The 12646-nt window shown below is 62.1% G+C and carries 7 protein-coding genes, 2 pseudogenes and 1 other annotated feature; of the genes and pseudogenes, 4 read left to right on the forward strand and 5 right to left on the reverse strand.

Annotated features, from left to right (window positions below):
* Positions 1-5: 5 nt before the first annotated feature.
* The gene (locus KKQ75_RS07425) at positions 6-815 is read right to left on the reverse strand and encodes an enoyl-CoA hydratase (RefSeq protein ID WP_091813589.1); all 810 of its coding nucleotides are present in this window, start codon (positions 813-815) and stop codon (positions 6-8) included.
* A gap of 217 nt (positions 816-1032) precedes the next feature.
* Between KKQ75_RS07425 and KKQ75_RS07430 the strand changes: the two genes are divergently transcribed.
* Both KKQ75_RS07430 and KKQ75_RS07435 read left to right on the forward strand, forming a co-directional pair.
* Entirely contained in the window at positions 1033-1716 is a 684-nt protein-coding gene (locus KKQ75_RS07430) for a glutathione S-transferase family protein (protein WP_091813587.1), read from the forward strand.
* Positions 1713-3005 carry a multifunctional CCA addition/repair protein gene (locus KKQ75_RS07435; RefSeq protein ID WP_250131030.1) on the forward strand — a complete coding sequence of 431 codons (1293 nt, stop codon included), beginning with the start codon at positions 1713-1715 and terminating at the stop codon, positions 3003-3005. The genes KKQ75_RS07430 and KKQ75_RS07435 overlap by 4 nt, the downstream gene beginning before the upstream one ends.
* A gap of 68 nt (positions 3006-3073) precedes the next feature.
* Here KKQ75_RS07435 and KKQ75_RS13125 read toward each other — a convergent pair whose 3' ends face one another.
* Positions 3074-3205 carry a hypothetical protein gene (locus tag KKQ75_RS13125; RefSeq protein ID WP_284069726.1) on the reverse strand — a complete coding sequence of 44 codons (132 nt, stop codon included), beginning with the start codon at positions 3203-3205 and terminating at the stop codon, positions 3074-3076.
* A gap of 116 nt (positions 3206-3321) precedes the next feature.
* On the opposite strand from KKQ75_RS13125, the pseudogene KKQ75_RS07440 reads away from it, so the two are divergent.
* Positions 3322-4034, forward strand: a pseudogene (locus KKQ75_RS07440) (IS3 family transposase); the annotation flags it as partial.
* Positions 3600-3716: a sequence feature (AL1L pseudoknot), on the forward strand. Its footprint overlaps the pseudogene before it by 117 nt.
* A gap of 538 nt (positions 4035-4572) precedes the next feature.
* On the opposite strand, the gene KKQ75_RS07445 reads toward KKQ75_RS07440, so the two are convergent.
* On the reverse strand, positions 4573-6039 hold the full coding sequence (locus tag KKQ75_RS07445; RefSeq protein WP_213361300.1) for a hypothetical protein: 1467 nt from the start codon (positions 6037-6039) through the stop codon (positions 4573-4575).
* 512 nt (positions 6040-6551) lie between these two features.
* Between KKQ75_RS07445 and KKQ75_RS07450 the strand changes: the two are divergent.
* Positions 6552-6872 (forward strand): annotated as a pseudogene (locus tag KKQ75_RS07450) (integrase core domain-containing protein); the annotation flags it as partial.
* A gap of 258 nt (positions 6873-7130) precedes the next feature.
* On the opposite strand, the gene KKQ75_RS07455 reads toward KKQ75_RS07450, so the two are convergent.
* Together KKQ75_RS07455 and KKQ75_RS07460 are read right to left on the reverse strand one after the other, a co-directional pair.
* Positions 7131-11423 carry an Ig-like domain-containing protein gene (locus KKQ75_RS07455; protein ID WP_213361301.1) on the reverse strand — a complete coding sequence of 1431 codons (4293 nt, stop codon included), beginning with the start codon at positions 11421-11423 and terminating at the stop codon, positions 7131-7133.
* 158 nt (positions 11424-11581) lie between these two features.
* Positions 11582-12457 carry an OmpA family protein gene (locus KKQ75_RS07460; RefSeq protein ID WP_213361302.1) on the reverse strand — a complete coding sequence of 292 codons (876 nt, stop codon included), beginning with the start codon at positions 12455-12457 and terminating at the stop codon, positions 11582-11584.
* Positions 12458-12646: the final 189 nt, after the last annotated feature.

Below are 12646 nucleotides of genomic sequence, written 5' to 3' on the forward strand. Positions count from 1 at the left end.
GGTTATCAGGTTTTCCAGACCGGCGGCCGCTTCTCGATGAAGGCATCGATGCCCTCGGCCGCATCCTCCTCCATCATGTTGCAGGCCATCACATCGGCCGCATAGGGATAGGCATCGGCCAGCGGCATCTGGCGCTGGCGGTAGAACATGGCCTTGCCGTGGCGGATGGCGGCCGGGCTCTTGGCGCAGATGCTGTCGGTGTAGAAGGCCACAGCGTCATCCAGCTCGGCCTCAGGCACCACGCGGTTGACCAGGCCCCAGTCCTCGGCCGTAGCGGCATCGATGAAGCGGCCGGTGGCCAGCATGTCGAACGCGCGCTTGCGCGACACATTGCGTGTGAGCGCCACGGCCGGCGTGCTGCAATACAGGCCCACGTTGATGCCCGAAACCGCAAAGCGCGCACTGTCGACCGCCACCGCCAGATCGCAACTCGCCACCAGCTGGCAGCCCGCCGCCGTCGCAATGCCCTGCACGCGCGCGATCACCGGCACCGGCAGCTGCTGCAGCGACTGCATGGTGCGGCCGCAACGGTTGAACAGCTCCAGGTAATAGTCCTTGCGGTACTGGCTGCGCATTTCGCGCAGATCGTGGCCGGCGCAGAAGGCCTTGCCGTGCGCCGCCAGCACGATGCAGCGCACCGAAGCATCCTGAGCCGCATCGGCCAGCGCGGCATCCAGCGCGTCCAGCATGCCCTCGGACAGCGGGTTGAACTGACGCGGACGGTTCAGCCACAGCGTGCGTACACCGCCCTGCTGCCCGACCTGCACAAAGGCTTCATCCACGCTGCTGCTGGAAGACAAATCACTGGAAGACATGCGCGCGCCCCTTATCGCCATAAAAAAACAAGGCACGCGCGCATGGCTGCCGCGCGTGCACACCTGCCGGGGAAAGCCTACGCCAACGCCCCCGGCCAAAGACTGGAATGCCTCAAGCATAGTCGCAAAACCCTGCCGAAGGCATCGGTTCAAACCAGCACGCCCGTGCCTGGGTTACAGTCAGGGCATTCCCTTTCCTACCTGCGAGGTGCACCTCATGCTGCAACTGCATATCGGCAACAAGAACTATTCTTCGTGGTCCATGCGGCCCTGGGTGCTGCTGCGCCAGAGCGGCATTGCCTTCGAGGAAGTGATGCACCGCTTCGACAGCTTTGCGCCCGGCTCCGGCTTCAAGCACTCGCTTGAAGCCATCAGCCCGACCGGCAAGGTGCCGGTGCTGGTCGATGACGGCCTCGCCATCTGGGACACGCTGGCCATTGCCGAATACCTGGCCGAGCAGTACCCGCAACACGCGCTCTGGCCGCAGGACCGCGCCGCACGCGCCCAGGCCCGCAGCGTCTGCGCCGAAATGCACAGCGGTTTCACCGCCCTGCGCAGTGCCTGCCCCATGAACATCGAGGCCAGCCTGCCCGATACCGGCGCCCTGCACTGGCGCGACAACGCCGCCCTGCGCGCCGACGTGGCCCGGCTGGAACAGATGTGGACGGCGCTGCTGCAGCAGCACGGCGGCCCCCTGCTGTTCGGCGCCTTCAGCATCGCCGATGCCTTCTTCGCACCGGTCTGCATGCGGCTGCACAGCTACCAGCTGCCTGTCTCACCCAAAGCCGCGGCCTATGTGGAGCGCGTGCGCGCCCTGCCGTCCGTGCAGCAATGGATGGACGAAGCCCTGGCCGAACAGGATTTTCTGGATTTCGAAGAACCCTACCGGCTGCAGCGATGACCCGACGTATCCATGCCCGCATCCCCGGCGCCAGCGTCTACATGGTGGGCGGCGCCGTACGCGACGGCCTGCTCGGCCTGCCGGTGCAGGACCACGACTGGGTGGTGATCGGCGCCACCCCCGAACGGATGGTGCAGAACGGCTACCTGCCGGTGGGCAAGGATTTTCCGGTCTTCCTGCATCCGGAAACGCACGAGGAACATGCCCTGGCCCGCACCGAGCGCAAGACTGCGCGCGGCTACAAGGGCTTTGCCGTGTACAGCACGCCGGATGTCACGCTGGAGCAAGACCTCGCCCGGCGCGACCTCACCATCAATGCCATTGCCCTGGACGAACACGGCGCACTGGTCGACCCCTACCACGGCCGGCGCGATGTGGAACAGAAGGTGCTGCGCCACGTGACCGAAGCCTTTGCCGAAGACCCGGTGCGCATCCTGCGCGTGGCACGCTTTGCGGCGCGATTTTCGGACTTTACCGTGGCACCGGAAACGCTGGAACTGATGAGCCAGATGGTGCACAACGGCGAGGTGGACCACCTGGTGGCCGAGCGCGTGTGGCAGGAGCTGTCACGCGGGCTGATGGAAAACCGCCCTTCGCGCATGTTCGAGGTGCTGCGTGCCTGCGGCGCGCTGGCACGCATCCTGCCCGAAGTGCATGCGCTGTGGGGCGTGCCGCAGCGCGCCGAATCGCATCCGGAAGTGGATACGGGCGAGCACCTGATGCTGGTGCTGGACATGGCCGCACGGCTGCAGGCGCCGCTCACCGTGTGCTATGCCTGTTTATGCCACGACTTGGGCAAGGCCACCACGCCGCCTGAAGACCTGCCGCGCCATCCGGGGCATGAGCAGCGCAGCGTGGACCTGCTGCGCCCCATGAGCGCACGCCTGCGCGTGCCCACGCACTGCCGCGAACTGGCGGAAGTGGTGGCGCGGGAGCATGGGGTGATCCATGGCGCGCTGTCGCTGTCGGCAGAAGACACCGTGCTGCTGCTGGAGCGCTGTGATGCGTTTCGGCAGCCGAAGCGGTTTGAGGAGGTTTTGCTGGCTTGTGAGTGTGATTTTCGGGGAAGGTTGGGACTGGAAGACCTTGTCTACCACCAGGCGCCCTACTTGGTACACGCCCTGCACGAACTACAGAAGCTGGACGAAGGCGCCATTGCACTTGCTGCGCAGCAGCAGTGGCAGCATTTATCGCGTAGCAAGGCCCCGAGTAATGACCACCCGAGCATTGGAAGCTACATTCGGGCAACCTTGCACAGGCAAAGAGTCAAAACAATAGGCTCGCTATAACCGAATTCGCTGAAGGAGGGACCACACGTTGAGTATGGCCTCTCCCCAGCCCTGTACGCTGTACCCGGTCAGATCAGCACATAGGGACTGGCGTCCTGCATATCCGTCAGCGCAGTGGTCACCGCTCCGCCATCCGTCGCTGCTCCAACAGCAGGCGGCGTCGAATTCTGCTGAATATTCAACACTTGAGCAGTCGTCACATCCCCGTCTCCATCGGTCGCCGTGATGTCAAAGGTATATTTCTGATCAGGCGCAATCTCTGTGAACGTGAAGCGCCCCGGGTTTCGCGGAGGCTCCGACACTGGAGAATGGAGCCATGAAGAAGTCCCCGAAGTTTTCGCCTGAAGTCCGTGAGCGTGCCGTGCGCATGGTCTTGGAACACCGTAGCGAGCATCCGTCGCAGTGGGCGGCCATTGAGTCCATCGCAGGGATGATCGGTTGCGTGCCGCAGACGCTGCATGCCTGGGTCAAGCAGCATGAGGTGGATGCGGGTGTGCGTGACGGGGTCTCGACCGCCGAGGCTCAGCGCATCAAGGACCTCGAGCGTGAGAACCGCGAACTGCGCAAGGCCAACGAGATCCTGAAGCTGGCCAGTGCGTTTTTCGCCCAGGCGGAGCTCGACCGCCGCATCAAGTCCTGAAGGCCTTCGTCGATCAACATCGGGCGCAGCTTGGGGTCGAGTCGATCTGCCGTGTCTTGCAGATTGCCCCTTCAGCGTATTGGCGTCATGCAGCACGCCAGCGTCAGCCAGCCTTGCGGTCGCTGCGTGCCCAGCGTGATGCGGTCCTGGTGCCGCAGATTCACCGTGTGTGGCATGCCAACTTGCAGGTCTATGGCGCAGACAAGGTCTGGCTGCAACTCAACAGGGAGGGTGTCACCGTGGCACGCTGTACCGTCGAGCGGCTGATGCGTCAGCAAGGTCTGCAGGGTGTGCGCAGAGGCAAGGCGCAGCGCACCACGATTGCCGACCCCAAATCGCCATGTCCGCTTGATCGCGTCAATCGGCAGTTCAGAGCCGAGCGGCCCAATCTGCGTATTCCGGACCAGGCCGGCCACGCATTCCAATCCAAACCCGCCAGCCATTCCGATTGAAAGCCGCCACTCTTTCCGTTCTGGCGAAGGCCATTCGTTCCGGTTGGAGGAAGGCCACCGATTCTGGTTCGATGAAGGCCACTCATTTCGGTTCTAACTCGCCACTGCGGGCGGGTTAATCAGCTCGGCACTCTACGCTGGCGAAGAAATCGGAGCCCCCGGGTGCCGTCTGGGCTGCCCTAGAGGTGATGGATGTCAGCAGGCTACCCGCGTCGTGGGACTCCATTCCGGCGGGCAGTGCCAGCGTGCGTGCGGGCAGCAACTGGTTGAGTAGGGCAAAGACGGCGATCCTGCTGGTGCCGTCGGTCATCGCTCCCGAGGAGTCGGCGGCGTTCATCAACCCGCCGCAACCGCAAGCGACCAGGCCGCGAGCGGAGATCGTTCGCCGGTTCGACTACAACTAGCTGTTCCGGGGAAACTGATGGCGCGTTAGCGGATCGGGCGCGCAGGCGTGCCCCGGAAGGCACCCGCGAAGCTACCTGCGCGGAGTCGCGAAGGCCACTCCACACTGGTATCCGGCGTCGACCTGCGTGTTGGCCAACTTCATCGCACGCTTGTAGCAATACTGCGTGTCGTTCGCCGCCCGCCATGGCACGGTGCGTTGCCCCTTGGCGCGGTACACCACGCGACAGGCGAACGTCTTCTTCTGGTCATCGACCTCTACAGCGATGGATCGGTCGTCGGTCGACGTTGCGCAGGAATAGGCCACCTCGAGCCGCTGTTGCTGAATCGGATCTGCTTTGATGGCATCGCGGTTCACAAGGATCACACTGCCAGCACCATCCGGAGGTGCCGCCTGAGCTGCAGTCGGCCCTGCTGCAGAGCTGTTAGCGTTCTTCTTGACAGCCTGCTCACGCACCATCTCCATGAGTGGCGCGCTCGTACCGTTGTACGTGAGGATCACCGCAGGATAGATCGTCGCCTGAAGAACCCCTGGTGGCATGTTCCAGCCGAGCGCCCACTGGTCGTGGAAGACGGCCATGGCGTTGGCGCCCGGGATCTTGGAGATGGCGGTCATGATTGGAGCACCCTCGCCCGTCGCAGGCCACTTGAAGGTCGATGACAGATCAGACGAATTGCCGACGTGCGGCGCAGACGGATCAAGTTTAGACTGGTCCCATCCTTGGAACTCGCCATCGACAATCTTGGCAGCACCTGGCGGAGGTGTTCGGCAATTCACCACTGTGGAGACACAGTACGCGTCACCGCGGGATGCCTTCAAGCCGCTCGGCTTGCCTTCTCTGTCGGTTTCAGACAGCGGGTGCTTCGTGTACTCGCGATAGCCTTCCTGGATCAGCACCATGGCGCCAGCGCGCAGGAATCCGTCCCGAACGGCGTTCTCGTCTCCTCCCGCTGCAGCGATCGCTAAACCTCCGATCGCACCCGTCACCGCCGCACGCTTGGCGACGGCACTTGCCACAAGCTCCCCAGTCGCGTTTCGCGTCGGAATGTCGCCTGCGCCGGCCATTGCGTAGGCCGTCGCGCCGCTGATGATGCCGACACGCAAGGCGAGGTTGACGTCCCCGCCCGATTGGTAGTACGCCAGCCAAGCCGCATAAGCCGCGCACCCGGTCGGCCCGCCGTACACGGATGCGGACACCTGGCCAACCGTACGCAGGATTGAACTTTCCTGAGCGGCCGCAGCCGCGGCGTCGCTCTCGGTCACCACCCTGTCAGTCCCCATGTGCCATAGCGCATCGACGACTTTGCCTTCGCGAACCCTCGTGAACGCCTTGTTCAATGACAGGCCCGTACCTTTGACCACCGCTTCCCCGTAGTGCTTAGCCGCGTTCCCGAGTGCTTCTGCGTCGCGGCCGACGCGACCTACCTCGGCTTCGGCGTCCTTGCCCGCTTTGTCCAGGTTCCAAGCAGCATCTTTCACTGCCTTGTTCAAATTCCAGATGGCGTCGTTGACGGCCTTCTGCGTTACGGGGTTCACCATGCCCCCAGTTAAGATCGCCAGGCCAACAGCGGGATCGAGGCCAACCGGGGGGATCGGGACCGGTGAAATGGTCCCCGGCGGAAGCCCCGGGGGGGTCGGGTCAATCTTGCCACAACCGACATTTGCAGCAGCGCAAGTCGTCTGGCATGTGGATTCACAAACGGTGTGCGAGCCCAACAAGCCAAGGTCTACGGTGGTGCAGCACTTCTTAGAGCAGTCAAGGCATTCCCATGCCCATGCGCGCCCCGGAAGACTTGCAGCGCTCAAGATCACCGCAACAGCAACGCCCAGCCTCAAACAGGTCAGCATCACAATCTTCCCCTTTCTGCGCTCAGTGCTGTCGCGCAGCTGCATGTCGCGTTTCGCGGCGAAGGCTCTGTCACTTCCAACGGCGAGGACAAGTGGCCTCCGCGTAACCGAGATATTACAGCAGCGTGCGCATGTGGTCTACCAAGTGCGCCGCAGTACGCGCCATGCGCCAAGCGCCGAATGACGGGCAGAACCTGCGGCGCTACCATTCCGACAGGGGCTCGCAATACCTTTCAATTCGCTACAGCGAACGACTGGCCGAGGCGGGTATCGAGCCCTCAGTGGGCTCCAAGGGCGACAGCTATGACAACGCGCTGGCCGAGACCATCAACGGTCTATACAAGGCCGAGGTGATCCACCGCCGTGGACCATGGAAGACGAAGCAGGCCGTCGAACTGGCAACGCTGGAATGGTTGTCTTGGTTCAATCACCATCGATTGATGGGGCCACTGGGCAATATCCCGCCCGCCGAGTTCGAGGCAAACTATCACCAACAACGCGCTGGTCAGGCCGCGACCGCCTGACTTAAACCAACTGGCCTCCGCGAAACCCGGGGCGCTTCAGGTTATGTGACAGGCGTTGCAGGTGCTTGACATACATGCGCCCCGCGAAGGAATTCTGGAAGGCAGAAAGGAAAAAGCGGCATCCGCCCATGATGGGTGGATGCCGCCTTGAAGGTGCAACCGTGCAGGTGGGTGGGGCCTGTGCACCGCAGGCCCTGCCGCCGAGAGACGCTGATCCCGACGGCTGCAGGCCGCCGGCTAGCCGTGGAAGGCCAAGGATCAGATCACTACAAAGTCGCCACTGTTCAACGGTGCCAGGTTCTGCAGCTTGGCAAAGTCCACGGCGCCTCCAGCACCGTTACCGTCTGCATCGTAGGACAACATGCCCGTATTGCTGTTGTAGAGCACAGTTGGACTGCCATCAGTTGCCGGCCCATTCACGACCAGCTTGACAGGGTCACCTGCCTTCAGCCCCTCAAAGAACAAGGCACTGAGAACCAGCTTGTCACCCTCCGCCGAACTGAAGTCGACCACGGTATCCAGGTTGTTCGTGGAATGCAAGGGGGCTGCGAAAACAAACTTGTCGGCACCGGCTCCTCCGGTCAGCGTGTCATTGCCCTGACCGCCGACCAGGTAGTCATCACCGTTACCGCCGTTCAGGCTATCGTTGCCAAGACCGCCATAGAGCTTGTCATTGCCGGCATCCCCATTGAGGGTATCGTTGCCCAATCCTCCATACAGGATATCGTTGCCTGCACCGCCACTGAGGGTATCGTTCCCGGCCTGACCATCCATGATGTCGACCACGCCGAAACCCGTCTTGGTATTGTCAAGCAGCGTACCTGAATAGGTCGCTCCCGCTATGGGCAATGCCGAAAGATCGATCACCAGGTTGCTCGCTGCGGTATCTCCATCCTTGTCGATAAAGACGAAGCTCACGACCTCCGGATCATGGTTCAGCACTGTCTTGGGAGGCTCAAAGGAGAAGTCTCCTGATTCTCCGCCTTGCGCCATTGTCAGCGTCAGCCAACCGCCAGAAGTACCCAGCACTTTCAGCACTCCGGTACTCGGGCTGGACCAGGTCCCGCCGGAGCCACTCATGGTAGTGCCATTCCAGATATAGGTTTGTCCGTTGACCACCACTTTGGTCACATAGCCACCGTCTGCACCAAACCCGGCTCCCGGCAGATAGCCCTTGAGCAGGCTGCTGTCGACCCCCTGCGGCACCGGTGTCGTTGCAGCCAGCACGGACGCCAGATCATTCATGTCGCTGACGATTTTTACCAGGGAGTTATCATCCTGCCCGGTAACCCCGTTGTAGGCAATGGGATTAAGCGCATTGGCGCTTACGCCGCTTCCCATGCCAATGGCATAGGAAATGGTCTTCCGGCCAGCAGCAATGGGAAGATCGCCACGGAGGAATGCTTCCCAATCAGCTTGCCCCACATCGGTATTACCACCAGCGACAAAGCCGGGGAAATTACCTGGGCTGATGCCGACTTGGCCACCATTCGATGCGGTCGGCTCACCGTCCGTGAGCATATAGGAAATATTGACAGGATCCTTGGACACAGCGACCGGCTGCCCGTAGACATTCCCAAGCGCGTCATGCGTCTGGCTGAAGGAGTCGATCAGTTCCTGCAATGCGGCGTCATAATTGGTGGATCCTGCCGCACCATAGCTGTCAATAAAAGCCTTGGCCTCAGCAAGCGTAATCCACCCGGCGGAACGTTGCGTGGCGGAGCCCGCAAAAGTCGACAGACTGACTTTCACCTCTCCTTCGCCGCCATTGGCTATCGTGCTGTCAAGGTTGGACTGGTATTGATCCAGCATGAACTTGATCGCCCGCTTTGAAGCCTCAAGCCTTGTAACCGATTCTATTGAGCCATCCGGATTGGTGATCTTCACAATATCAGCCATACTTCCGGATACGTCCAGACTGATCATCACGTTCGCATAGAACTTGTTGGCTACACCAACCGTTTCGTACACCGGAGTGGCAAACGGACTGTCATCCTCAACCGTGACCGTAAGTGACTGCAAGGCACTTTCGTGCTGGCCGTCAGAGACCTTCAGGCCAAACACAAGATCGCTCACGTCCTCGACGCCCTCGCCAGAGTGATCGATGGCCTTTTTCAGCTCGACCGTATAGTCGGCCTTGAAGCCATTGGCAACACTGCTGTCGGCAGTGATGGTGCCAACCTTGATGACGATGACCTCCGGACCAGTCGCGCTTCCTGCACGCCCGGTGATCTGATTGGGAACGCTGATATCCCAAACGATTTCGACGTTGTCGGACTTGTAGACACCAGTCGGCTCCGTGAAGAATACCTTGAAGTCGGCTGCAACGTTGTCGACATCCTTGAACTTGATGCCGTCAGTGACCGTGACTTTCACTTCATTCGTCGTATCCGACGGCACACCCACATTGTCCTTGATACCACCAGGCAACCCCTCCTCGGAGACAGTGACTGACTTCAACGGCACGAAGTCTGTAGGCGGATCGTCGACACCTCTCACCGTAATAACCAAGGTGGTCGTGGACAAGTCGCCATCACCATCCTTGATGGTGTAGACGAACTCGTCGGTTCTGGAATCCCCGTTATTCAGTTTCTGCGCTTCGGCGTCTGGGGTGTACGTATACGTTCCATTGGCATCCAATTTCAGGGTGCCATAGGTGCCCTTCAAACTGGTACCAACGTTGCCTGTAGCAGGCGTGCTGGTGTCCGACCCGGTTTTCACCCCTACAACGCCGCCTGCAGCGTCCTTGCCATCTGCACCGAAAACATCGTTGGTGTACACGGAACCATTGGTGATGGTTTGGTCTTCGGTCAGTGTGGCAGTGTCGGGCTTGGCCGTCGGCACATCGTCCACAATCACCACTTTCAGCGTGTTGCTCGCCGACTGGCCATCCTGGTCCGTTACCTTCACCGCAAAGTCCACCGACGACGGATCCGTCAGCGTGTTGTCCTTGAGCGTGTACTTGTAGTGCACCACGCCCTGGCCCGTGGCCTTGTCATACGTGTAGTACGCCCACAGCTTGCCGGTGTCATCTTCCACCAGCGGATCTGCCGCAAAGTCCGTACCCTCGGCCACAGCCTTGCCTCCCAGCGTCACCGCCGCAAGGCCGTCGGCGCTGGCAAAGATGAACTGGCTCGTGGTCGTTTCGCTGTCGCTGTCCGCATCCGAACCCGCAGGCTCGTCCGTGCGCGCCGGCAGGCCCGCTTCGTTTACCTGTCCATCCGCAATCACGTAGATCGGCGTTCCGTTCGGATCATCCGGATTGGGCTCCTCTTCGCCCACCGTCGGCGTCGAGTTGCCAATCTTGATCGTCAACGTCGTCGACTTCTCGTCACCATCGCCGTCCTTGATCGTGTACGTAAACACGTCGTCCTGACCACCCGCCGAGCCCGGCGTGCGCGTGTAGGTGTACGCACCATCCTTGCCGATCGTCAGTTCGCCATACTTGCCCTGCACCACAACCGTGCCGTCGGCAGGAACCGCAACCGCATTGCCGTCCTTGTCCGTCACGCTCACCACCTGCACCGGCGCGTCGGGGTTCTTCTCATCCGCCTGCTCGCCCGGCAGGCCGCCTTCCACAACGTTGCCGGAAATGCTGGCGGCGTCCTTGGCAAGCTGGACCGCGTCCGGGTGTGCCTGAGGCTCCGTATCCGTGATCTGCACCACCAGGTCGCCGCTCACGCTGCCACCCTTGCCATCGATCACCTGAAGCGTGATCGTGTCGAGCACCTTGTCATCACCCGCCGAGTGGTCCTTGCTCAGGCCGGCCGGGTCGTACAGGTAGGTGATCTTGCCGGTTGCCGGGTCGTAGCCGGTCAGCTTGATGTCGCCCTGGCTGGTCGCCACAGTGACCGGCGAAGTGCCCAGCGCCTCGAGCTGGGCCTTGGTCACCGTCGTGCCTGCCACCACGATGCTGGTCAGCCCCTCGGGCGCCTTGATCGTGAAGTGACCTTCCACCGTCTTGTCTTCGCGCACGGTGTTCTGTCCGGGAGCAGCTCCGTTCAGGTCCGGAATGTCGATCGTCGGCGGAACCGGAGGCGGAGTCGTACCACCATCCCCCCCAGCCGCCAGCGCCGGAATCAGCAGCAACGGCAGCCACCACAGCGGCACCGGCGCCACGCTCGTGCCCAGCGCCTGCCCGGCCTGCACCCCATCGGCCAGCATGCTCACCGCATCCGTGCTCACCGCACTCTCCGGCACATACGGGTACACATTGCCGTTCTCGTGCGTGCCCACCAGCAGGTTGTCACTGCCTTCGCCGTAGCCGATCTCGCCGTTGTCCTTGTAGTAGTCCTCGATCACCAGGTCCGGCTGGTTCACGTCGCCACCTTCAAAGGCAATGTGCAGGTTCTTGCCCACCCGCTTGGTCGCCATGTTCTCCGGGCCATAGCCCGTGGCCTCATCCGTGAAGTGGTACTTCACGTTGGCCAGCGCCTTGATGCGCACGCCCTGGCCCCTGGCTCCCGCTCCGCCTTCGCCCCCGGCAATGCGCAGGCTCTGCACGGTTTCGCTGGCACTGTTGATGTTGATGGTGATGTTCTTCAGGCTCATGATCTTTCCTTGTTCCCCCTGCAGCGACTCATTGCGTTGGGCTGCGGGAGAGTTGGGGGCGGTGCCTGCTGCTGTGGCGCACCGCCAGGTTCTGATTCAGTCGGATGGGACCCGTCTCTCGGTCTTGCGCTGGAGCGGGGCGCACTGCCCCGCTGCCATCAGTTCGCCGCAGGCTGGGCAGCCTGTTGCGTGCCGTACAGGGTGATTTCCACCCGGCGGTTGGGCTGGTCGCAGGCCATGCGCTGCTTGGCATCACGCGGGAAGCGTGCACGGCAGCCGCTCACCAGCAGCTGCTTCTCGCCGCGGCCATGCGCCACGATCTGGCTGCCTGGCAGCTGGCTCTGCGACAGGGCCATGCGCACCGTGTCGGCCCGGCGTTGCGAAAGGGCCTGGTTGTACATGTCGCTGCCCTCGGGGTCGGTGTGGCCCACCACTTCGATGCGGTCCACATTGGCCTTGCTCGCGGCAATGTCCTGCGCCACCTTGCGGATCTCTTCCTTGCCCTGCGGCAGCATGCTGCCGTAATCGGACTTGTCGAACGGGAACAGGGCCGAGGCCTGCAGCGTGTAGGTCTTGAGCGGCACGGCGCACTTCAGTTGCACGCGCGGCAGCGTGTGGCCCTGCTGCTTGAGCTGCTCGGCCAGGGCCTGGCCGGCCGTGGCGTCCAGTTGCTGCAGCACGGGCTTGCCGGCTGCATCGCCCACTACCTGGAAGTAGCTCACTTCACCGGCCGGGGTGGCAAAGCTCTGGCCCTGGCGTTCCTTCTCCAGGTAGCGCGTGCTCACGTCGGTGTAGCTGGCCGTGAGGCGGTTGGAGCCGACGCAGGCCGGGCCTTGCTGGAAGCCGCCGGGGGTGAGCGAGGTGAGGTATTCGCCGTTGATGAAGATGTTGACGGCCTGGCCGGGCACTGCCCCCTGCTGGCGCAGGAAGACGGCGCTGGCTGCGTTGGCGTCCACGCTGGTGTTGACCTTGCCGCTGGTGAACTCGCGCGGATGGGCGTCTCCGCCGCTGGTGGCGCAGCCTGTGACAGTCAATGCCGTAGCTCCTGCAACGAGCAGAACCACGCTCTTTGATAGTACAAACCTATTCATTTGACTCTCCTCTTGCATTGGGACAAAGGCTGAAAAAATCATGGTTGAACGGAATAGTTCTTCTACGTTAACTAATTCACAAAACTCCGGATTCGTGCTCGCACATTTGGAACTGAAGACCACGCCAGCCAT

This window comes from Brachymonas denitrificans, from assembly GCF_907163135.1.
Taxonomy (GTDB): domain Bacteria; phylum Pseudomonadota; class Gammaproteobacteria; order Burkholderiales; family Burkholderiaceae_C; genus Brachymonas; species Brachymonas denitrificans_A.